The 20,850-nt window shown below is 68.0% G+C and carries 19 protein-coding genes; 8 read left to right on the top strand and 11 right to left on the bottom strand.

Annotation, left to right across the window (positions count from 1 at the left end):
- Positions 1-19: 19 nt before the first annotated feature.
- The 5 genes from MRBLWH12_RS16930 to MRBLWH12_RS16910 are packed head-to-tail and all read right to left on the bottom strand — an operon-like array spanning position 20 to position 4,888.
- Positions 20-1,024 carry a LacI family DNA-binding transcriptional regulator gene (locus MRBLWH12_RS16930; protein WP_363551398.1) on the bottom strand — a complete coding sequence of 335 codons (1,005 nt, stop codon included), beginning with the start codon at positions 1,022-1,024 and terminating at the stop codon, positions 20-22.
- Between the two features lie 46 nt (positions 1,025-1,070).
- Positions 1,071-1,691, bottom strand: coding sequence for a hypothetical protein (locus MRBLWH12_RS16925; protein WP_363550872.1), 621 nt, complete (start codon positions 1,689-1,691; stop codon positions 1,071-1,073).
- Entirely contained in the window at positions 1,691-2,602 is a 912-nt protein-coding gene (locus tag MRBLWH12_RS16920; RefSeq protein WP_341976060.1) for a carbohydrate ABC transporter permease, read from the bottom strand. Before MRBLWH12_RS16920 ends, MRBLWH12_RS16925 begins: the two co-directional genes overlap by 1 nt.
- Positions 2,599-3,579, bottom strand: a complete 981-nt coding sequence (locus tag MRBLWH12_RS16915; RefSeq protein ID WP_363550871.1) for a carbohydrate ABC transporter permease — start codon at positions 3,577-3,579, stop codon at positions 2,599-2,601. The genes MRBLWH12_RS16920 and MRBLWH12_RS16915 overlap by 4 nt, the downstream gene beginning before the upstream one ends.
- A 19-nt stretch (positions 3,580-3,598) precedes the next feature.
- Positions 3,599-4,888, bottom strand: coding sequence for an ABC transporter substrate-binding protein (locus MRBLWH12_RS16910; protein ID WP_363550870.1), 1,290 nt, complete (start codon positions 4,886-4,888; stop codon positions 3,599-3,601).
- 301 nt (positions 4,889-5,189) lie between these two features.
- Between MRBLWH12_RS16910 and MRBLWH12_RS16905 the strand changes: the two genes are divergently transcribed.
- The 6 genes from MRBLWH12_RS16905 (at position 5,190) to MRBLWH12_RS16880 (ending at position 13,368) form a co-directional block, all read left to right on the top strand.
- Complete coding sequence (locus MRBLWH12_RS16905) at positions 5,190-7,121, top strand: DUF6807 family protein (RefSeq protein ID WP_363550868.1); 1,932 nt, start codon at positions 5,190-5,192, stop codon at positions 7,119-7,121.
- Positions 7,122-7,216: 95 nt separating this feature from the next.
- Complete coding sequence (locus MRBLWH12_RS16900) at positions 7,217-7,597, top strand: L-rhamnose mutarotase (RefSeq protein ID WP_363550867.1); 381 nt, start codon at positions 7,217-7,219, stop codon at positions 7,595-7,597.
- Positions 7,594-8,757, top strand: coding sequence for an L-rhamnose isomerase (gene rhaI / locus MRBLWH12_RS16895; RefSeq protein ID WP_363550866.1), 1,164 nt, complete (start codon positions 7,594-7,596; stop codon positions 8,755-8,757). The genes MRBLWH12_RS16900 and rhaI overlap by 4 nt, the downstream gene beginning before the upstream one ends.
- A 4-nt stretch (positions 8,758-8,761) precedes the next feature.
- Positions 8,762-9,685: an alpha/beta hydrolase gene (locus MRBLWH12_RS16890; protein ID WP_363550865.1), complete on the top strand. Its 924-nt coding sequence runs from the start codon at positions 8,762-8,764 to the stop codon at positions 9,683-9,685.
- A 1-nt stretch (position 9,686) separates the two neighbouring features.
- On the top strand, positions 9,687-11,738 hold the full coding sequence (locus MRBLWH12_RS16885; protein ID WP_363550863.1) for a bifunctional aldolase/short-chain dehydrogenase: 2,052 nt from the start codon (positions 9,687-9,689) through the stop codon (positions 11,736-11,738).
- 220 nt (positions 11,739-11,958) lie between these two features.
- On the top strand, positions 11,959-13,368 hold the full coding sequence (locus MRBLWH12_RS16880; protein WP_363550862.1) for a rhamnulokinase: 1,410 nt from the start codon (positions 11,959-11,961) through the stop codon (positions 13,366-13,368).
- Positions 13,369-13,387: 19 nt separating this feature from the next.
- On the opposite strand, the gene MRBLWH12_RS16875 is transcribed toward MRBLWH12_RS16880, so the two are convergent.
- The 3 genes from MRBLWH12_RS16875 to serS all read right to left on the bottom strand — a co-directional run bounded on the left by MRBLWH12_RS16875 (position 13,388) and on the right by serS (position 15,959).
- Complete coding sequence (locus MRBLWH12_RS16875; protein ID WP_341976072.1) at positions 13,388-13,633, bottom strand: hypothetical protein; 246 nt, start codon at positions 13,631-13,633, stop codon at positions 13,388-13,390.
- A 203-nt stretch (positions 13,634-13,836) separates the two neighbouring features.
- Entirely contained in the window at positions 13,837-14,679 is an 843-nt protein-coding gene (locus MRBLWH12_RS16870) for an HAD family hydrolase (RefSeq protein ID WP_363550860.1), read from the bottom strand.
- Entirely contained in the window at positions 14,676-15,959 is a 1,284-nt protein-coding gene (gene serS, locus MRBLWH12_RS16865) for a serine--tRNA ligase (protein WP_363550859.1), read from the bottom strand. Before serS ends, MRBLWH12_RS16870 begins: the two co-directional genes overlap by 4 nt.
- A gap of 57 nt (positions 15,960-16,016) precedes the next feature.
- Here serS and MRBLWH12_RS16860 point away from each other — a divergent pair, with 57 nt between their 5' ends.
- Complete coding sequence (locus tag MRBLWH12_RS16860) at positions 16,017-17,015, top strand: diacylglycerol/lipid kinase family protein (RefSeq protein WP_363550858.1); 999 nt, start codon at positions 16,017-16,019, stop codon at positions 17,013-17,015.
- Between the two features lie 119 nt (positions 17,016-17,134).
- Here the strand turns inward: MRBLWH12_RS16860 and MRBLWH12_RS16855 are convergent, their stop codons facing one another.
- The 3 genes from MRBLWH12_RS16855 to MRBLWH12_RS16845 form a co-directional block, all read right to left on the bottom strand.
- Complete coding sequence (locus MRBLWH12_RS16855) at positions 17,135-17,866, bottom strand: hypothetical protein (protein WP_363550857.1); 732 nt, start codon at positions 17,864-17,866, stop codon at positions 17,135-17,137.
- Positions 17,867-17,886: 20 nt separating this feature from the next.
- Entirely contained in the window at positions 17,887-19,347 is a 1,461-nt protein-coding gene (gene cls / locus MRBLWH12_RS16850) for a cardiolipin synthase (RefSeq protein ID WP_363550855.1), read from the bottom strand.
- Between the two features lie 93 nt (positions 19,348-19,440).
- A complete protein-coding gene (locus MRBLWH12_RS16845) occupies positions 19,441-19,614 on the bottom strand; it encodes a hypothetical protein (RefSeq protein WP_363550853.1) in 174 nt (57 codons plus the stop codon).
- Between the two features lie 124 nt (positions 19,615-19,738).
- On the opposite strand from MRBLWH12_RS16845, the gene MRBLWH12_RS16840 reads away from it, so the two are divergent.
- Positions 19,739-20,848 (top strand): DUF4192 family protein, encoded by a 1,110-nt coding sequence (locus tag MRBLWH12_RS16840; RefSeq protein ID WP_363550851.1) that lies wholly within the window; start codon positions 19,739-19,741, stop codon positions 20,846-20,848.
- Positions 20,849-20,850 lie beyond the last annotated feature (2 nt).

Here is a 20,850-nt window from a genome sequence, read left to right as displayed (position 1 = left end):
GGTCCTGGATGCGCATGTCTCAGCCGCTCGACTCCCGCACGACGAGTTGCGGCTGGAAGCGGACGAATCGGTCATGATCACCCGGCTCTTCGGATGTCTCCTTGAGGAGCAGGTCCACCGCGGTCCATCCCAGCATGCGTGCCGGCTGGCTCACCGAGGTGAGCGGGACGACCGTGGCGGCTGCGAAGTCGATGTCGTCGTAGCCGACCAGCGCGATGTCCTCCGGGACGCGGATGCCACCACCGAGAGCGAAGGCTTGAAGCAGTCCGACCGCGAGCAGATCGTTGGCGGCGAACACGGCGTCCGGGCGGTCCGCCGGCACGCGCGCGACGATGTCCTCCCCCGCTGCGCGTCCGTTCAGCACGGTCAGCCCTCCGCGCTCGATCACCTCGAGCGTCGCCCCGCCGACAGCATCCACGGCTGCGCGCGCGCCCTGAAGACGATGTGCGACCTGCGGGATCGACGTCGGCCCGGCGAGGAAGGCGATCCGCCGGCGCCCGCGGTCGAGCAGGTGCGCGACCGCGAGGCGCCCACCCTCGACATCGTCTACCGCGACCGACGCGAACTCCTGATCCGGGTCCTCACGGTCGACGAAGACCACGGGCACACCGGCCTCCTTCAGCGCGCGCAGTGCGGTCAGGTCGTCGGAGACGGGTGTGACCAGCAGACCGTTCACCCGCTGCTCGCGGAACAGCTCGAGATGAGCGGCCTGTCGCGTCGGGTTCTCGTCGCTGTTGCCGAGGAGGACGGTGAGTCCGGCTTCGGCCGCTCTGTCCTCGGCTCCGCGTGCCACCTCGGCGAAGAACGGGTTGCCGACATCGGGGACGACGAGGCCGATGCTGCGACTGCGGCCGGCCCGGAGCTGCCTGGCCGCATCGTTGCGGACGAACCCGAGCTCGCGGATGACCCGAAGCACCCGTTCCGCCGTGGCGGGCGCGACCCGATCGGGCTGGTTCAGCACGTTCGAGACGGTGCCGACCGACACGCCAGCGGTCGCCGCGACATCCTTGACGCTCACCGACATGGTCACCTCTGCCCTTCTCGCATCGCCGTCCAGTGTGGCACGCGGCTCAGCGTTTCCGTTCGCCGACCGCCACCACTGCGAACACGAGGCAGCCGACGCCCGGAACGATCAAGGGGAGCAACTGCCAGGTGACGACCGCGGTGAGCACGATCGCAGCCGCGAGATAGGCCGATCCCATGGCATCCGCTCCGATCCTGGCGGGCACGGCGCGAACCGCGGCGAGCCATCCGCTCGTCGGCGACCAGCCGGCGGCGGCCGTCAGGGTGGCGAGTGCGACGAAGAGCAGACCGAACACGCCGACCACGCCGACCACCGGACCGCCGGGCAGCACTCCCCCGCTCGCGAGCAGTACATCCCAGACCAGCAACGCGGTCGCTGCGACCGCGATCGCGCCGACACCCAGCCCGCCGAGAAGCGCCCGCTGCAGGTCCCGAAGGAAGAGCCCGATGCCGGACGCCTCCGCCCGCAGGTGACGACGCAGATGACGGATGCCGGCGGCAAGCGCGGCCGGCATCGTCACGATCGGCAACGAGCACGCGACCACCAGGATGCCGACCCACATGACCTCCGCGAACAGGGCGAATCGGTTCACCGCGCCCGGCCAGCGCAGCTGGCTGCCGTCGATCTCCGGCCGGCGGGTCCGCGCCCGCGGCATGCGCCGTGCCATCAGCCCTTCAACCCCTGCGTCGCGACGCCCTCGACGAGGAAGCGTTGGAAGATCATGAAGAATGCCAGCACGGGCAGCAGCGCCAGCACCGAGACCGCGATGGTCGCACCGAGATCCGAGGTCGAGGTCTGGTCGTTGAAGATCCGCAGCGCGAGCGGCACCGGCTGCTTGCTCGGTGAATTGAGGTACAGCAGCGGCCCGAGGAAGTCGTTCCAGCTCCAGATGAACGCGAAGATCGACGACGTGATCAGCGCGGGCTTGATGAGGGGCAACGTGATCGAGAAGAACACCCGCGGGTGACCTGCCCCGTCGATCCGCGCCGCCTCATCGAGCTCGCGCGGCAGACCGCGGATGAACTGCACCATGAGGAAGACGAAGAACGCCTCCGTCGCCAGGAACTTCCCGATCAGCAGCGGCACGAAGGTGTCGACCAGCCCCAGATTCCGGAACAGCATGTACTGCGGGATGATCAGCACGTGGAACGGCAGCAGCAACGTTCCGATCATCACCGTGAAGAACACCGCCCGACCCCGGAAGTCGATCCGGGCGAAGGCATAGGCGGCCATCGATGAGGAGATGACCACGCCGATCACCGATCCGACCGCGAGCAGCAGCGAGTTCAGGAAGAACTGCCACAGCGGCACGCCTCCCACACCGCCCAGCACGGTGAGGTAGTTGTCGAAGGTCGGGTTCTGCGGCAGCAGCCCCTGGTTGGCTCCGAACTCGGAGTGCGGCTTGAAGGACGCCGCGAACATCCAGATGAGCGGGTAGAGCACGATCGCGGCGAGGGCGATCGCGATGATCCCCCAGATGATGGCGATGGTCCGCGACCGCGTGCGAGACCGTCCGACCGGAGCAGCGCGGGCGATCCGGTTCTTGTCAACCGTGAGCAGGGTTCTCGTCTCACTCATCGCGAGTCACCTCCGTAGTGCACCCAGCTTCTCGAGGTGCGGAACATCAGGAACGCGATGATTCCGACGACGATGAGCAGCACCCAGGCCATCGCCGAGGCGTAACCGAGTTGCCCGTCGCGGAACGCGCGTGTGTACAGGTAGACCGTGTAGTAGTTCGTCGCCCCGGCAGGTCCCCCGGTACCCGAGCCGATGATGTACGCCGAGGCGAAGATCTGGAAGGCGTTGATCATCTCCAGCAGCAGGTTGAAGAAGATGACGGGGGACAGCATGGGCAGGGTGACGTTGAAGAACTTGCGCCAGGGGCCCGCGCCATCGACGGATGCCGCTTCGTACAGCTCGGCCGGCACCCCTTTGAGACCGGCCAGGAAGATGACCATGGGGGCGCCGAACTGCCAGACCGCGAGCAGGATCATCATCGGCAGCACGAGCGCCGGGATGCCGACCCATCCGCCCATCTCGATACCGAACAGGCTCAGCGTGCCGTCGACCGGACCATCCGTGGCGAACATCGCACGCCAGACAATCGCGATCGAGACGCTGGCGCCGATCAGCGACGGCGCATAGAAGGCCGACCGGAAGAAGCCGGAGCCGCGGGAGCGTGCGTTGAGCAGCATCGCGACGCCGAGCGCCGCGGCCAGTTTGATCGGTGTGCCGATGAGGACGTACCCGAGCGTGATCTGGACGGAGCCCCAGAACTTCTGGTCTCCCATCATCCGCTCGAAGTTCGCAAGTCCCGTCCATTGCGGCGAACTGAAGATGTCGTACGTCGTGAACGCCAGATACAGCGAGAACAACATCGGCCCGGCCGTGAGACCGATGAAGCCGAGCAGCCACGGCGAGAGGAAGACGTAACCGGCGACGGTATCCCGGCGGGAACCGCGCCGGGATACCGCCCCTCGGCCATCGACCGAGGGGCGGTCACCGGAATCGGCGACGCGTGAAGCACTCGGCGCGATCGCCGATTCGGTGGACATCGCAGTGATCCTTTCCGGGTCAGCCCGCGAGGATGACTTCGGCCTCATCGAAGAACTGGGTCACCGCGTCGTCGACGCTGATCGCCCCCAGACCGATCGACTTGCCGAGGTCCCAGAACGTCTGCTCGATCGAGCCGTATCCCTTCACCGGAACCGGAGGCGCGTCTCCGATGCGGTCGGCGACGGACTCGAGGTAGTCGGCGACCTGCTTGTCAGCGCCTTCGAGCTTCGCTCCGTCGAGCTTGCTCGAGGAAGCCGGGAATCCGAGTGTGGTGCCGAAGATCTCGCCGGACTCGGGCGAATTGACCAGGAAGTCGAGGAAGATCGCGGCGGCCTCCGGGTGCTCGGTGTTGGCCGAGACCGCGACCTGCAGTCCGGCCTGGCGGTAGAGGTCCTTGGCGTCGTCGTCGCTGGTCGGCGGTGCCACCATCGACAGCGCGGAGTCGCCCGTCTCGGCGAGATATCCGCCGAGGAAGTTCGACCAGCTCATCTCGCTCGCGGTCAGCTTGGCGCCGAGTCCCGAGGTCGGGGTGATCTCCTCGAGCCGGGACTGCGGAATGCCGACGCCGTCGCGCACCTGCGCGCCGGACTCCCAGAAGTCGCGCAACTGGTCCTCGTCGAAGCCGAGGGCGCCGTCGTCGGTGAACAGATTTCCGCCGTCCTGACGGAGCAGGAGCTCGAGGTTCTGGATGCGCTGCGTGTAGTCGGTGCCGCCGTAGACGCTGCCGGCGGAGGCCTCGGTGACGCTCGCCATCCATTCATCGTGGTCCTCGTATGAGGTGCCGCCTTCGTACGGCTCGACCCCGACCTGGCTGAGCAGGTCGTCGTTCTGGAAGACCGCCCAGGCGCTATAGCCGGTCGGCAGCGAGAACTGCTTGCCGTCGAGCTGCCCGGTGCCGAGCAGCGCTTCATCGAACGTCGAGGTGTCGACGAAGTGCTTGTACGTGCCGAGGTCGAGCAGCAGGCCCGACTCCCCGTACTGACGCAGATACGAGTCGGAGAACTGCCAGACATCGGGGAGACCGTTGCCAGCGGCCTCGGTCTGGCGCTTCTCCCAGTAGCTGGGGAAGTCGGTGAAGCTGCCCTCGATCGTGATGTTCGGGTACTCCTCGTTGAACGCCTCGATGAGTGCTTCGTAACGGCTGGCTCGGTCGTCGTTGCCCCACCAGGTGAAGGTGAGCGTGACCTTCTCGTCGGCGTCGTAGACCGGCTTCGCATCGGGTGCTGCGCCTCCGGCGCAGCCGGCGAGCGCGAGTGCCGCACCCGCGACGAGGGCGGTCGCCGCCGCGATTCGCTTCGTAATGAACATCGTTGTCCTCTCTTGGTGAACTTCTTCGTCGACCGGTGGGGGCCGGGCGCCGCTGACCGGTCATTGCTGTGGTTTCGCGCTAACAGGAAAGCGCTTCCCGGCAATCTACTCGGGATTGAAACGTTTCGCAATAGCTCATTCTCGCCATCGTCGATCGTATGGTAAACGTTGTAATGAACACGCCGATAGTTCCGGCTTCCGGGCCGCCCATCGATACATCCCCTTCGCTCGGGAAGCGCTTTCCCATATGCTGGAGGAGAATGTGATGCAGCATCCGCTCCCCGACCGAAGGATTCCCGCGATGGCCACAGACGTGCTGCTCGTCGGAGCCCACGGTTTCGGCGCCGACCACCTGCGCAACCTGGAACGTCTCGGTGATCGTGTGCGCGTGGTGGCGTTGGCGGATCCGAACGGTGGACCCGGCGAGGGCTACGGCTCCGACGCACCCGCCTTCGCCGGGCTCGCCGAGGCCTTCGACGCGGGCATCCGCCCCGATGTGGTGATCATCGCGACGCCGACCGGGACGCATTTCGCGCTCGCCTCGCTCGCGCTCGAGCATGGCTGCGATCTGTACCTCGAGAAGCCGCCGCTGGCGACCATGGAGCAGTTCGAAGCTCTGCTGGCCCTTCAGAGGCGCTCAGGTCGAGCGGTGCAGGTCGGGTTCCAGAGCTTCGGCTCGCACGCGTTCGACCGCCTCGCAGAACTGGGCGAACCGACATCGGTCGCAACCTGGGGGGCCTGGGCGAGGGATGCCGCCTACTGGTCGCGCTCTGCATGGGCGGGCAGACGCACCCTCGACGGCCACCCCGTCGTGGACGGTGTCGTGACGAACCCGCTCTCGCACGCCGTCGCCACCGCTCTGCGCATTGCCGGCGCCCGGCGCTGTGACGACGTCGCGCGAGTCGAGCTCGAGCTCTACCGCGCGAACGACATCGAGGCCGACGACACCTCCAGCGTCCGGATCACGCTCACGGACGGGCGAATCGTCTCCGCGGCGCTGACCCTCGCCGCCCCAGCGCATTCCGACCCGCTCATCGAGGTGCGCACGCGCGAGGCCGACGTGATCTTCTCCTACACGACCGACCGGCTCATCCACCCGGACGGCAGCGAGGTCGACACCGGCCGCACCGAGCTCTTCGAGGAGCTGCTCGATCATCGCGACCACGGCGTCCCCCTGCACGCTCCCCTGGTCGAGACCGGAGCGTTCATGGCCGTGATGGAGGCGGTGCGCACCGCACCCGAGCCCATGCCGGTACAGGATGCTGCGATCACGCTCCTCACCGACCGACCGTCACCCCTCACGACCATCGACGGCATCGCGGAGTGGGTCGAGCGCACCGCGAGATCCGGCGCCCTGTTCAGCGAGCTGCATGCCCCCTTCGCTGCGGCGCCACTGGCCGGTCGCACGCACGAGTTCCGTGTCGGCGCGACCGTCGTCGCCGTGCATGATGACGGATCGGCAGTCGCCCGCACGTCGGGATCGCGGCCCTTCCTGCACCCCGTGCGCACGCCGTCCGGCGTCGTCGTCTCCGCCGCGCACCCCGCCGATCACGATTGGCACCTCGGTGTCTCGATCGCGCTTCAGCATGTGAACGGTGTGAACTTCTGGGGTGGCCCCACCTACACGCGCGACCTCGGATATCGCTGGCTGAGCGACCACGGCCGCATCCGGATGACGTCGTTCGCCCTCGACGATGACGGCTTCTCCTCGACCGCCGACTGGGTCGCACCCGGCGGCGACGTGCTGTTGAGCGAATCCACGCGGTGGCAGCTGCGAGAGTCATCCGATCCGCGTGCGTGGCTGTTCCGGACGACGACGACGCTGCGGGCGGAGAGCACTCCGGTTGAACTCGGCAGTCCCGGCAGTAACGGCCGTGTCGGCGGCGGCTACGGCGGCTTCGCCTGGCGGTTCCCTGCGGCATCCGATGTCGACGTGCGTACCGGACGAGTGGCGGGCGAAGACGCTGTGCACGGCACCGTCGCGCCGTGGCTGGCGTTCAGCGCGCTTTTCGGTGACGGCGAGGCCACCGTCGCACTCGCCGGCGATGACGACCGCACGTGTGAGGACCCCTGGTTCGTGCGCGTCGACTCCTATCCCGGCGTGGGCTCGGCGCTCGCCTGGGAGGATGCGCTCCGACTCGACGCCGGCGCGAGCATCACCGTGTCGTTCCGCGGAGCCGTCGCTGATGGACGCCTCACGGATGACGAGATCGCCGGCCTGCTCGACGAGTGATCCGGCCGGTCTCACGACCGCTCTTGCACATCTCATCCGTCACCCTCTAGACTCGCATGAAACGATTCAATGACGATCTTCCGAAATGTGAACCCATGACCCGCCACTGCTTCCGGCTTCAGGTCCGCCCTGAGCTGCTGGACGAGTACCTCGCTCGCCATTCCCCGGTGTGGCCCGAAATGCTCGCCGAGATCGCGGCCGCCGGTCGCCGCAACTACTCCCTCTTCCTGGGCGGCAGCGGCACCCTCATCGGCTACTACGAGACCGACGACGACGCGGCAGCGCAGGCGTACCTCGCCGCCTCCGAGATCGCCTCCCGATGGGAGGCCGAAATGGGTCGCTTCTTCATCGGCCTCGACGGTCGTCCCGATCAGGCGGCCATCCCGCTGTCCGAGGTGTTCCATCTCGAAGACCAGCTCGTCGCAGCCGGCGAGCCCGATACATCCGACAAAGACGACGAAGGCAGCGCCCCATGAGCATCCTCTCCCCCGACACGCTGGCCGCCCTCGAGCAGCAGGCCATCGAGCTCCCCTCCTGGGCGTTCGGCAACTCCGGCACGCGCTTCAAGGTGTTCGGCACCCCGGGAACGCCACGCGACCCGTTCGAGAAGATCTCCGACGCCGCTCAGGTGCACAAGTACACCGCGCTTGCCCCGAGCGTGGCTCTGCACATCCCGTGGGACATGTGCGACTTCGCCGCTCTCCGCACGCACGCCGAGGACCTCGGCGTGGCCCTGGGCACCATCAACTCGAACACCTTCCAGGACGACGACTACAAGTACGGGGCCCTCACGCACGAGGATTCCGCGATCCGCCGGAAGGCGATCGACCACCACCTCGCCTGCATCGACGTCATGGATGCGACCGGGAGCCGTGACCTGAAGATCTGGCTCGCCGAGGGCTCGAACTACCCCGGCCAAGCCGACCTGCGCGGACGCCAGGACCGCCTGCAGGAATCGCTGCAGACGATCTACGCGCGCCTGGGAGATGACCAGCGCCTGGTGCTGGAGTACAAGTTCTTCGAGCCGGCTTTCTACCACACCGACGTTCCGGACTGGGGTACGTCGTACGCACAGGTCGCATCCCTCGGCGACAAGGCGATGGTCTGCCTCGACACCGGCCATCATGCACCGGGCACCAACATCGAATTCATCGTGATGCAGCTGCTGCGCCTCGGAAAGCTCGGCTCGTTCGACTTCAACTCGCGCTTCTACGCCGACGACGACCTGATCGTCGGCGCGGCCGACCCGTTCCAGCTGTTCCGCATTCTCTTCGAGGTGGTCCGGGGTGGCGGGCTGAACAACCCAGACGTGGCCTTCATGCTCGACCAGTGCCACAACGTCGAAGACAAGATCCCCGGCCAGATCCGCTCGGTGCTCAACGTGCAGGAGATGACGGCTCGCGCGCTGCTCGTCGATCGCAATGCTCTCACCCAGGCGCAGAAGTCCGGAGATGTGCTCGCCGCCAACGCCGTGTTCATGGATGCCTTCTACACCGACGTCCGTCCTGCCCTGGCCGAGTGGCGCGAGTCGCGCGGTCTCGCAGCGGACCCGATGAAGGCGTTCGCCGAGTCCGGCCACCTGGCGCGGATCGCGGCCGATCGCGTCGGCGGCGTGCAGGCCGGCTGGGGCGCCTGAGTCGATGACCACTCCCGTCGAGGTCGCCGACCGGATCCTGAGCGGACCGCACGGGCCGCTCCGCGTGCGCGTCTACTCGCCCTCATCCCCCCGCACGCACGGACTGGTCTGGGCGCACGGCGGCGGGTTCGCCGCCGGCGAGCTCGAGATGCCCGAGGCCGACTGGGTCAGCCACGCGTTCGCCGAGCGCGGCGTCACGGTCGTCAGCGTGGAGTACCGCTTGGCGCCGTTGCCCGCGGATGGCGGCGAATCGCCGGACGCCCGGGCACTCGGAGGCGCTCATTACCCCGTCGCGCACGAGGAGATGGTCTTCGCATTCCAGTGGGCCACGGAATCAGGTCTGGCGACCGGGCCGTGGGCGATCGGCGGCGCGAGCGCGGGCGGCAACCTGGCCGCCGGTGCGGCACTTCGTCTCGCGCACGAGAGCGATGTCGTCCCCGCGCTGGCTGTGCTCGCCTACCCGACGCTGCAGGCCGTGCAGGATGCCCCGGATGCCGCGCTGCGCGCGCTACTCGATGCGGATCCCGATGCCGACCGATTCGGCCCGGAGATCGTGCTCGGCATGTACGAGAACTACCTCGGCGGTGCTGTCGAGGACGCCGATGCCTACGCCATCCCCGGCACCGCGACGACAGCGCAACTCGCCGGTTTCCCCGCCACGATCATGATCAACGGCGAGGCCGACGAACTCCGGGTCTCCGGCGAAGCGTTCGCCCTGGCACTCGCAGAAGCGGGAGTCGAGATCGACGTGTCGACAGAGCCGGACACCACCCACGGGCACCTCAACCGTCCAGAGGAGGCCGCGGCCACGGCATCCGTCGAGCGATTCGCCGCACGCATCCACCGCGTGGACCTGTCACACCCGCCTCGACGCATGACGCGCTCGCACGTCGAGTCGACCCGAACTGCACCGACCCAAGAAGGCTGACATGACCAACCCCACCGCCGCCGCTCTCCTCGCGCGCAGCAATCGCCTGGGCGCCGACCCCAAGAACACGAACTACGCCGGCGGCAACACCTCCGCACAGGGCACCGAGATCGACCCCGTGACGGGACAGCCGGTCGAACTGCTCTGGGTGAAAGGCTCCGGCGGCGACCTCGGCACGCTGACCGAGCCGGGCCTGGCCGTGCTGCGCCTCGATCGCATGCGCGCGCTCGTCGACGTCTACCCCGGCATCGACCGGGAAGACGAGATGGTCACCGCCTTCGACTACTGCCTGCACGGCAAGGGAGGAGCCGCTCCCTCGATCGACACGGCCATGCACGGGCTCGTGGATGCCGCTCACGTCGACCACCTGCATCCCGACTCCGGCATCGCGATCGCGACGGCTGCAGACGGCGAGGAACTCACCGCGAAGATCTTCGGCGACGACGCAGGTGGACAGAAGGTCGTCTGGGTGCCCTGGCGGCGCCCCGGCTTCCAGCTCGGCCTCGACATCGCCGCCATCAAGGCGAAGAACCCGCAGGCAATCGGCTGCATCCTCGGCGGGCATGGCATCACCGCGTGGGGCGACACGTCCGAGGAGTCCGAGGCGAACTCCCTCTGGATCATCGACACCGCTGCTGCCTACATCGCCGAGCACGGCAAAGCCGATCCGTTCGGCGGCACCAGCGCCGGCTTCGAGGCCCTTCCCGATCCCGATCGTCGGGAACGCGCCGCTGCCCTCGCCGGCACGATCCGCGGCATCGCCTCGACCGACAGGCCGATGGTCGGGCACTTCACCGATGCTGATGTCGTGCTCGACTTCCTCGCGTCCGAGCGCGCCCCAGAACTCGCGGCTCTCGGCACGAGCTGCCCCGACCATTTCCTGCGCACCAAGGTGAAGCCGCTCATTCTCGACCTGCCTGGTTCGGCATCCGCCGAGGAACAGATCGCGCGCCTCCACGAGCTGCACGCCGAGTACCGCGCCGACTATCAGTCGTACTACGACGCGCATGCGACAGCCGAGTCCCCCGCGATCCGCGGCGCCGACCCGCTCATCGTGCTCGTGCCGGGCGTCGGCATGTTCTCCTATGGAGCGAACAAGCAGACCGCTCGGGTCGCCGGCGAGTTCTATGTCAACGCGATCAACGTGATGCGCGGCGCCGAGGCGCTGTCGACGTACTCCCCCATCTCCGATGCCGAGAAGTTCCGCATCGAGTACTGGGCGCTGGAAGAGGCGAAGCTGCAGCGGATGCCGAAGCCGAAGTCCCACCAGGGACGCATCGCGTTCGTCACGGGAGCAGCCTCCGGCATCGGCAAGGCCATCGCCACCCGACTCGCGGCCGAGGGCGCCTGTGTCGTCATCGCCGACCTCGACCTCGAAAAGGCGCAGGCTGCGGCAGCGGAACTCGGGAGCACCGATGTCGCGATCGGCGTCGCCGCGAACGTCGCCGACGCCGCCGCCGTACAGGCCGCGCTCGACGAGGCGGTCCTCGCCTTCGGAGGCGTCGACCTCGTGGTCAACAACGCCGGGCTGTCACTCTCGAAGCCACTGCTGGAGACGACCGAGAAGGACTGGGACCTGCAGCACGATGTGATGGCGAAGGGCTCGTTCCTGGTGTCGAAGGCGGCAGCGAAGGTACTCATCGACCAGAAGCTCGGCGGCGACATCATCTACATCTCGTCGAAGAACTCCGTCTTCGCCGGCCCGAACAACGTCGCGTACTCCGCGACGAAGGCCGACCAGGCGCACCAGGTGCGGCTGCTCGCCGTCGAGCTCGGTGAGTTCGGCATCCGCGTCAACGGCATCAACCCCGATGGCGTGGTCCGCGGCTCCGGCATCTTCGCCTCGGGTTGGGGCGCGAACCGCGCCGCGACCTACGGCGTCGCGGAGGAGGACCTCGGCCAGTTCTACGCGAACCGCACGATCCTCAAGCGCGAGGTCGTACCGGAGAATGTGGCGGATGCCGTCTATGTGCTCACCGGCCCGGAGCTGAGCCGCACGACCGGTCTGCACATCCCCGTCGACTCCGGCGTCGCGGCCGCGTTCCTGCGATGACCCTTCGGCAGCGTTTCGTCTCGCGGAGACCCGCACTGAGCGAGCGTCAGCGAGCCGAAGAGTCGCTCAACGCCCGGGGGTCGTCATCGGTCGTTGAGCCGGGCCCACGCCCCCGAGGCTCCGGGCAGCGCGAAGCGCTGGTCGGAGAGGGGTGGGGAGGAGCGCCAGCGACGAGACGAAACGCGTCGGTCCGTCCGCACGACCGAGGGACGGCCAGGCGATGACCGTGTGCTCCGTCGCAGCGGTGGACCTCGGCGCCACCAGCGGACGGGTGATGATCGGCCGTGTCGGCGAGGGCCGGCTCGAGCTCGAACTCGTCTCGCGGTTCCCGAACGGACCGGTCGAGCGCGAAGACGGCCTGCACTGGGACTTCGATGCCCTGTACGAGAACATCCTCGACGGCCTCGCCGAGGCCGTCCGCCGCGAACCCACGATCGAGAGTATCGGCATCGATTCGTGGGCGGTCGACTACGGCCTGCTGCGCGACGGCGAACTGCTCGATCAGCCGTTCCACTACCGTGACAGGCGCACTGAAAGGGGTGTCCTAGACGTCCACGATGTCGCCCCCTTCGACGAGCTCTACAAGCGCAACGGCCTGCAGTTCCTGCCGTTCAACACGCTGTACCAGTACCGGGCCGACGAGCGTCTGCCCGATGCCGACACCGCGCTGCTCATCCCCGACCTCATCGCGTTCCTGCTCACCGGAGCCCGCGTCGCCGAACGGACGAACGCGTCGACGACGGGACTTCTCGGCATCCGCACCGGTGAGTGGGATCTCGAGCTCGCCGAGCGCCTCGGCATCCCGGAGCGGCTGCTTCCCACCCTCGTCAACGAGGGAACACTGCTGGGAACGGTGCGCCCCGACATCGCCGCGCGGATCGGCGCCTCGCTGCCGGTCATCGCCGTGGGCTCGCACGACACGGCATCCGCCGTCGTCGCCGCACCCCTCTCTTCTCCGCGCTCCGCCTACATCTCCTGCGGCACCTGGGGACTGGTCGGCGTCGAGCTGGCAGAGCCAGTGCTGTCGGATGCCGCGCGCGACGCGAACTTCACCAATGAGCGCGGCGTCGACGGGCGCATCCGCTTCCTGCACAACGTCACCGGACTCTGGCTCCTCAGCGAGAGCGTGCGCGCCTGGGAAGCGGAGGACGGATCGCCGATCGACCTGGCTGAACTGCTGGCGGCGGCAGCAGAGGTCGCCGGAGACATTCCGCTGTTCGATGCGAACGACGCGACACTCAGCCTGCCAGGGGACATGCCGGCCCGGATCGCCACCCTGCTTCGGGCCGCCGGCGAAGGGGTCCCGAACGCGCGAGCCGCGTTCGTGCGCAGCATCGTCGAGAGCATCGCCGACGCGTTCGCCGACGCGATCCGCACCGCTGGCACGCTGTCAGGGCGCGAGATCGACGCCATCCATCTCGTCGGCGGCGGATCTCTGAATCGGCTGCTCTGCCAGGCAACGGCCGACCGCTCCGGTCTTCCCGTGCTGGCGGGTCCGGTCGAGGCGACCGCTCTGGGTAACATCCTCGTACAGGCACGCGCGCTGGGTGCCGCGCCGTCAGCGCTGGATGAACTGCGTGCGCTCGTTGCGGCGACTCACCCGCCCGCCCAATTCGACCCTCGAGGCTGATACAGCGGCCGCACCACGTTCAGTCCTTGCCGACGGAGTCCAGAACGATGTCCGCTTCCGAACCGTAGAACGAGTCGCCTACGAACGACGCGAGCGTGATCGTTCCACCGAGGTGATTCGAGTACACGTACGCCCCGCCGGAGTCGGTTCCCTGATAGTTCCACGCATAGACGGTGTCGCCCGCGTGGGCCGCTATCGGCGTCCCGCACGCGATCGCCAATGCGATCGCGCCAGCGGCCACTGCCCCTCGGACCTTGAAACCCATGACGTCATCCTCTCGACCCTGTTTCACCGGGGCGAGCCAACCTCGGCGGCATCATCGTCGTGTCGACGATCGTGCGCCTTCAGATTCGCACCCGACGAGACAGGCCGACATCCGTAGAATCACGGAAGTCCACTCGCATGCACGTCTCGCGCCGGGGCGGGTTCCTCAGGTCGTCGAGCCCCATTCGGGCTCGAACCAGAGCGCTACTCGACCGCGCCGACCTCGACGGCCGCAGGAAGCGTGTTCAACGCCGTCGCGAGCCCGCCATCGGCCACATCTCCGGTGATCTCCCCCGCGGCGTCCTTCACGACATCCGGAGCCTGCCCCATCGCCACCGCTCGGCCACCGACGCCGAGCGCCCAGCCGAACATGCCGATGTCGTTGCGGCCGTCACCGGCGACGAGCACCTGCTGGCCGTCGATACCGAGCCGCGCGCGCACGCGTTCCATGGCCGTACCCTTGTCGACGCCCTGCGGAGCGATGTCGAGCCAGGCCGTCCAGCCGATCGCGTAGGAGACCTCGTTGAGCCCGGCATCCGCGACGAGACGATGGAAGTCGTCCTCATCATGCCCGGGCGAGACCACGACGATGCGCGAGACCGGCGCGGCGCCGAGTTCTTCGAACAGCACCTGACGCCCACCGTCGAGGGTCCAGTCGTCGAGCTGCGCGGTGTACAGCCGCTGCCCCGATCCGAGTTCGACCATGTAGCGCGCATCCGGCAGACGCTCGCGCAGCAGCGAGAGCACCGTCGAGGGATCGAACGTCTCCACATGCCAGCGCTCCCACGCGTCGCCTGTGCGTCGCATGGTGACCGCGCCGTTCGAGCACACCACGTACTCCGGAGTCAGACCGAGCTCCTCGACGTAGCGCTGCGTGCCCATCCAGCTGCGACCGGTCGCGATCGTGACCACGTGGCCCAGGTCTCTGAGCCGCGCGACGGCTTCGGGCACGCCGGGACTCATCGTCTCGTCCTGCAGCAGGATGGTGCCGTCGACGTCGAGTCCGACGAGCCAGGGGGTCCCCGAGACGGGCGAAGGGTCGGTCACGCCTCCGGCTCCAGCACGGCGAGGCCGCCGAGATACGGCTGCAGCACCTCGGGCACGAGCACGGAGCCGTCGGCGCGCTGGTGCGTCTCCAGCAGCGCGACGATCCAGCGCGTGGTGGCGAGGGTGCCGTTCAGGGTCGCGACGTGCTGCGTCTTGGCGGACTTCCCGTCCTCCGCAGCCGGACGGTGCCGGATGTCGAGGCGACGAGCCTGGAACGTGGTGCAGTTCGAGGTCGACGTGAGTTCGCGGAACGCCCCCTGCGTGGGCACCCAGGCCTCGATGTCGTACTTGCGCGCGGCACTCGAGCCCAGATCTCCTGCGGCGACGTCGATCACCCGGTACGCGAGCCCGAGGGCTGTCAGCATCTCTTCCTGCAGGGCGACGAGGCGCAGGTGCTCGGCCTCGGCATCCTCCGCCGTCGTGTAGACGAACATCTCCAGCTTGTTGAACTGGTGCACGCGGATGATTCCGCGGGTGTCCTTGCCGTGCGAACCGGCCTCGCGGCGGTAGCAGGTCGACCAGCCGGCGTAGCGCAGCGCGCCCTTGGACAGGTCGACGATCTCGTCCTTGTGGTACCCGGCGAGCGCGACCTCGCTGGTGCCGATGAGGTACAGGTCGTCGTCCTTGTCGAGGTGGTACACCTCGTCGGCGTGCTCGCCGAGGAAGCCGGTGCCCTGCATGATCTCCGGCCGCACGAGGGTGGGCGTGATCAGCGGCACGAAGCCGTTCTGCAGCGCCTTGTCGAGCGCCAGGTTCATCAGCGCGATCTCGAGGCGGGCGCCGATTCCGCGGAGGAAGTAGAACCGCGCACCCGAGACCTTCGCGCCGCGTTCCATGTCGATCGCGCCGAGGATCTCGCCGAGCTCCAGGTGGTCGCGCGGCTCGAAGTCGAACGCGGGAACCTCGCCGACCCGGCGCAGCTCGACGAAGTCTGCCTCGCCACCGGCCGGAACGCCGTCGATGACGACGTTCTCGATGCGCGCGAGGGCAGCGGATGCGGCGTCGGCCGCCTCGTTCGCGACGACCTGCGCCTGCTTGACACGGTCTGCGAGGTCCTTGACCTGCGCGACGAGCGCGGCCTTCTCCTCCTTGGGCGCCCTCGCGACCTGCTTGCCGAACACGTTCTGCTCGGCCCGCAGCTCTTCGAACGTGGCGAGCGCGGCACGACGCGATCGATCGGCCTCGAGCGCTGCGTCGACGGTTCCCTGGTCGTTGCCACGCGCGGCCTGCGAGCGGCGGACGATCTCAGGCTGGTCGCGGAGAAGAGCGAGGTCGATCATCCCTCAAGTCTAGGGCGCGCGCGGGAACGACCCGGATGGCGGGATTAGAGTAGCGCCATGACGAAGCCCGCCGCAGCCCCGCGCCAGGCGGCACTCGTCTACAACCCGATCAAGGTCGACGAGAAGCGGCTGCGCGCCTTGCTGCGCGACCTTTCGAAGGACGCGGGGTGGGCCCACCCCGCGTTCTATCCGACGACGATCCAGGATGCCGGCCAGGGAGCAACCGCGCAGGCGCTCGCCCGCGGCATCGATGTGGTGCTCGTCGCCGGCGGCGACGGAACCGTGCGCGCCGTGGCGGAGGCGATCGCCGGCACCGGTGTGCCCCTGGCGATCCTGCCGAGCGGCACCGGCAACCTCCTCGCCCGCAACCTCGGCCTCCCGCTCAGCGACCCGGCCGAGATGATCCGGGCAGCACTCGGCGACTTCACGCACCCGATCGACATCTGCTGGGCAGCGCTCACCCGCACCGACGGCGAGACGTCGGAACATGCGTTCGTGGTGCTCGCCGGCATCGGACTGGATGCCGACATGATCGCGAACACGCGATCCGACCTGAAGAAGTCGGTCGGCTGGATCGCGTACGTCGACGGCGCTGCACGCTCCCTCGCCGGCGCGAAGCCGTTCCGTGCGATGTATCAGATCGACGACGGCCGACTGCACTCGACCAAGGTGCACAGCATCCTGTTCGCGAACTGCGGCACCCTCCCTGCGGGGATCGCGCTCATCCCCGATGCCTCGATCGCCGACGGCATCCTGGATATCGCCGTCATCCAGCCCACCGGCGTGCTCGGCTGGCTGGGCGTCTGGCGCAAGATCTGGTGGGACAACTCCGTTCTCCGTCGCTTCCGTGCCGGCCGGCTCGTGCTGCAGAGGCGCGGCAGGGATGCATCCGTGCACTATCTGCGCGGGCTGAGCGCAGAGGTCGCCGGAAGCGGCCCCACGCCGATCGAGTTGGATGGCGACGAGTTCGGACTGGCCGTCCGCATCCGCTGCCGCGTCGAGCCGAAGGCGCTGCTCCTGGCACTTCCCGCCGGGCACCCCGTCGACGCCCTCTGACCGCGGCCCCGGTCGTTGAGCGAGCGAAGCGAGACGAAACGCGCCGATCACCGTTCGACGCCTGATCAGCGCGTTTCGTCTCGGTCGCAAGCTCCCTCGCTCAACGACCGGTTAGGTCTTCAGTCGCCGAGGACGCTCACAGTGCCGTCGAGGTTGCCGCCGACGAGCGTCAACGTGAAGCCGTCCTCCTCGACGGAATCGTCACCGAAACTGAGCAGGGTGCCCCGCGGCGCCATGTCCATCGTGCACATCTGCTCGTCGTCGGTGGTGAACGTCACCGTGCCCGCATTGCCCGCACCCTCGACCGACTCGACGACCGGCGGGCAGCTCGACGAACCCCAGGTGAGCAGCACGAGACCGCCGTCACCGATCCAGCCGGCCGACGGCAGGTAGTCCGTCGAGGATCCGGGAACACCCGTGAATGCCGGATCACCGTCGAGATCCACGTCATCGACGAGGTCGCCGTAGGTGACGTTCAGCGTCAGTTCCTTGGTCGGGTCGACCCCCTCCGGCAGCGCCCCGATGCTCGCGCGCGGCGCCATGTCTCTTGTGCAGACCTCGTCGGCTTCGTTGTCCTTCACCGTGACCGTGACGTTCTGCCCGTCCGCCTCGACGGAGTCGACGACCGGCACGCAGGTGGACGACCCCCACGTGACGACGGCGAACATGCGCCCGCCGTCCAGCAGGGTGCCCTCGATGTCTGCGTAGTCGTCGTCCGGCGCACTCGACGGCGGCGCCGAACCGGTGCTCGTCGGCGTCACGGCGCCCGGCGTCGAAGTGCACCCGGCGATGAGCAGGACAGAGGCGGCGACCGCGGACAACGCGGCGACAAGGCGCATGGGGGAGGTCATGGCCCCCAGGGTACCCGCCGTCACTGCAGAGCGGAGGTGAGTCGTGCGAGATTGTCGAGAACCGTGGAGCGCAGCGGCTGCTGCATCCACTCCTCCAGGGTCAGCTCGCGGCTCAGCGCGCGGTACCGGTCCTCGACGGCGCGCATCCCGGCGACGAACTCCGCACCGCGCACCAGCATCGACACCTCGAGGTTCAGACCGAACGAGCGCATGTCCATGTTGCTGGACCCGATGACGGCGGTCTCCTCGTCGATGGTGAGGCTCTTGGTGTGCAGAATGTACGGCTGGCGGTACATCCAGATGCGCACGCCCGCCTTCAGCAGCGCCTCGTAGTAGCTGCGCTGGGCGTGATAGACGACCGCCTGGTCGCCCTCTTCCGAGACGAACAGCTCGACGGCCACGCCACGGTCGCATGCGGCCGAGACCGCGATCAGCAGCGCCTCGTCGGGCACGAAGTACGGGCTCACGATCATGATCTTGCGCTTGGCGGCGTAGAGCAGGCCCAGGAAGAGGCGCAGATTGTTCTCGGTCTCGAATCCCGGCCCCGACGGCACGACCTGGCAGTCCAGGTCTCCGGTGCCGGTCTCGACCTTGGTGATGTCGAGGTCGCTGAGCACCTCTCCGGTCTCGCTGTACCAATCGGCGAGGAAGACGGCGTTCACGCTCGCGACGACAGGGCCGTCGACGCGCACCATCAGGTCGACCCAGTGCAGGCCGCGCTTGATGTTCTTCGGCAGGTTGTACGTCGAATCGGTGACGTTCTGCGACCCGAGGAACCCCACTCGTCCGTCGACCACGAGCAGCTTGCGGTGGTTGCGCAGATCGGGCCGCTGCATCCGCCCCTTGAGGGGCTGCACCGGGAGCATCAGATGCCACTCGGCACCCATCGCATCCAGGCGAGCGATGGTCTTCTTGTAGCGCGGCTTCCAGCGGTTCGCCCAGTGATCGAGCAGCACGCGCACCGAGACGCCTCTGGCCGCGACCTCTTCGAGCGCGCGGAAGAAGTTGTCGGTGGCGGCATCCGACTGCAGGATGTAGAACTCCACATGGACGTAGGTCTCGGCTCTGCGGATGGCGTCGGCCATCGCATCCAGAGACTCCTGGTACTCCGAGATCAGCCGGGCCCCGTTGTCGCCCGACAACGGCAGCGCCCCCATGTTCTGGTTCATCTGCACCAGGGCGTCGAACCACTCCGGCGCATTCGGCCGCAGCGTGCCGAAGTGCAGATTCTCACTGGTCTCTTTGATGTACTCGTTGATCTGGTCCTGCTTGCGACGGCGGGCACGGGGCAGTCGCGGATTTCCGATAAGCAGGAACAGGAACACCCCGACGAATGGGATGAAGAAGATCGCGAGCAGCCAGGCCATCGCGGACGTGGGCCGCCGATTGCGCGGGATGATGATGATCGCGGTGATGCGGATGGCGATATCGAGGACCAGTAGGAAGCCGACGACCCACCACGGCCAGGCCTCCGGAATCATCGCGTCCCCTCGACCTCTCCTCGCCACGACGGCGTTCGCCGCAGCGCCGCGCCATGGGCGAGGCTTCGCTTCACAGTAGCGGAAGCCTGCACGTCAGGGGCGGGGCGGCATGCCTCGCGCAGCGCGCTCCTCGGCCTCGATCTGCGCGTGCACCTTGCGTTCGGTGCGGTCGAAACGCAGGATGCCGCGGATCACGATGAAGAAGACGATGCTCACACCGACGGTCGGCAGAAGGGACCATGCCGCTGCGAGCCAGAAATTCTCCATGCCTCCATGGTACGCGGACCGGCTGTGGCCTCGACTCCTCCTGCACAATCGCCGATCTCGGAGAATCCGTCCACATCGGACCGTTCGGCCCCCACGGGGCGACCCGCCCGAGCACACTCGCGTGATGACCACAGTTCTCCACGCATCCGGCTCCGCCGATTTCCTCGGCCTCGTCCCCGCCCTCGCCGGCTTCACGCCGCGCGAGAGCATCGTCCTGCTCCCCTTCCGCGGCAAGCGCGCCTACGGTGCGATGCGCCTCGATCTTCCCTCCAACGATGTCGACCTCGACGAGTACGTCGAGACGGCCATCGCGCTCATCTCGCGTGTGACGGGGACGGATGCTGTCGCGATCGTCGTCTACACCGATGAACCTGTACTGCCGACGCGCGACGGACTCGTGCTCCCCGTGGCGGTGGCGGTCGACGACCTCCTCGACAGTGCGGAGGATGTCGGTCTGCGCATCGTCGATGCGCTCTGCGTCACGCCGGACGGGTGGGCGAGCTACCTCGAGGAGGAGCCGAAGCTCGCTCCACTCGCCGACATCCCCGCCGCGCCGGTAGCGCCGGGCATCGGCGACGTCGCCGGCGATCAGCTCGCCGGCACAGCGCTGCCTCATATCGACCTCGCGGAGAAGGAGCGCGTGGGCACGGCCCTCCACGATCTCGAAGAGGTGCTCGCCCATGACGCCACCGGTCGGCTGACCGGAGGCGAGAATCCGCAGGCGCTCGCCGCCGTCGTGCTTCTCGACGACATTCCGGCCTTCTTCGAGATGCTCCTCGACGAGCCCGAGAATCTGCCTCCGTTCGCGACTGCGGCGTTGCTGTGGTGCCTGGGTCGACCGATCTTCCGCGATGTGGCGCTGACCCAGTGGGCGACCGATGCCGCTCGCGGCATCCGCGTGCTCGACGCCCAGCTCGCCTATTCGCACAGCGGCGAGACGATCCCCGACGACCTCGGCGCCGTCTTCCTCGGGCGCGGTCCGAAGCCCGATCCCGACCGGCTTCGGCTGGCCCTCGCCATCGTCCGGGGCGCTGCCGCACGAGCACCGCGCGCTTCTCGACCCGGGCCTCTGACGGTCGCGGCGTGGCTGTCGTGGGCGCTCGGACGCTCCAGTCACGCCGCTCACTACATCGATCTGGTGCGCGAGATCGATCCCGAGTACGGGCTCGCCGCTCTCCTGGGCTCGATGATCAGCGCCGCGATGCTGCCCGAGTGGGCCTTCCAGCGGGGCTGAGG

Source organism: Microbacterium sp. LWH12-1.2 (genome assembly GCF_040675825.1).
Lineage (GTDB): Bacteria > Actinomycetota > Actinomycetes > Actinomycetales > Microbacteriaceae > Microbacterium.
Note: the sequence above shows the minus strand (reverse complement) of the source record. Positions and strands in the feature narration are given on the sequence as shown.

Excerpts from the sequence above, each read along its gene's own strand:
- MRBLWH12_RS16930 (WP_363551398.1), bottom strand. The coding sequence starts at position 1,024 with ATGTCGGTGAGCGTCAAGGATGTCGCGGCGACCGCTGGCGTGTCGGTC.
- MRBLWH12_RS16855 (WP_363550857.1), bottom strand. The coding sequence starts at position 17,866 with ATGACCTCCCCCATGCGCCTTGTCGCCGCGTTGTCCGCGGTCGCCGCC.
- cls (WP_363550855.1), bottom strand. The coding sequence starts at position 19,347 with ATGATTCCGGAGGCCTGGCCGTGGTGGGTCGTCGGCTTCCTACTGGTC.
- MRBLWH12_RS16840 (WP_363550851.1), top strand. The coding sequence starts at position 19,739 with ATGACCACAGTTCTCCACGCATCCGGCTCCGCCGATTTCCTCGGCCTC.
- MRBLWH12_RS16910 (WP_363550870.1), bottom strand. The coding sequence starts at position 4,888 with ATGTTCATTACGAAGCGAATCGCGGCGGCGACCGCCCTCGTCGCGGGT.
- MRBLWH12_RS16915 (WP_363550871.1), bottom strand. The coding sequence starts at position 3,579 with ATGTCCACCGAATCGGCGATCGCGCCGAGTGCTTCACGCGTCGCCGAT.
- rhaI (WP_363550866.1), top strand. The coding sequence starts at position 7,594 with ATGAGCATCCTCTCCCCCGACACGCTGGCCGCCCTCGAGCAGCAGGCC.
- MRBLWH12_RS16860 (WP_363550858.1), top strand. The coding sequence starts at position 16,017 with ATGACGAAGCCCGCCGCAGCCCCGCGCCAGGCGGCACTCGTCTACAAC.
- MRBLWH12_RS16920 (WP_341976060.1), bottom strand. The coding sequence starts at position 2,602 with ATGAGTGAGACGAGAACCCTGCTCACGGTTGACAAGAACCGGATCGCC.
- MRBLWH12_RS16890 (WP_363550865.1), top strand. The coding sequence starts at position 8,762 with ATGACCACTCCCGTCGAGGTCGCCGACCGGATCCTGAGCGGACCGCAC.
- MRBLWH12_RS16875 (WP_341976072.1), bottom strand. The coding sequence starts at position 13,633 with ATGGGTTTCAAGGTCCGAGGGGCAGTGGCCGCTGGCGCGATCGCATTG.
- MRBLWH12_RS16885 (WP_363550863.1), top strand. The coding sequence starts at position 9,687 with ATGACCAACCCCACCGCCGCCGCTCTCCTCGCGCGCAGCAATCGCCTG.
- MRBLWH12_RS16900 (WP_363550867.1), top strand. The coding sequence starts at position 7,217 with ATGACCCGCCACTGCTTCCGGCTTCAGGTCCGCCCTGAGCTGCTGGAC.
- MRBLWH12_RS16845 (WP_363550853.1), bottom strand. The coding sequence starts at position 19,614 with ATGGAGAATTTCTGGCTCGCAGCGGCATGGTCCCTTCTGCCGACCGTC.
- serS (WP_363550859.1), bottom strand. The coding sequence starts at position 15,959 with ATGATCGACCTCGCTCTTCTCCGCGACCAGCCTGAGATCGTCCGCCGC.
- MRBLWH12_RS16925 (WP_363550872.1), bottom strand. The coding sequence starts at position 1,691 with ATGGCACGGCGCATGCCGCGGGCGCGGACCCGCCGGCCGGAGATCGAC.
- MRBLWH12_RS16880 (WP_363550862.1), top strand. The coding sequence starts at position 11,959 with ATGACCGTGTGCTCCGTCGCAGCGGTGGACCTCGGCGCCACCAGCGGA.
- MRBLWH12_RS16905 (WP_363550868.1), top strand. The coding sequence starts at position 5,190 with ATGGCCACAGACGTGCTGCTCGTCGGAGCCCACGGTTTCGGCGCCGAC.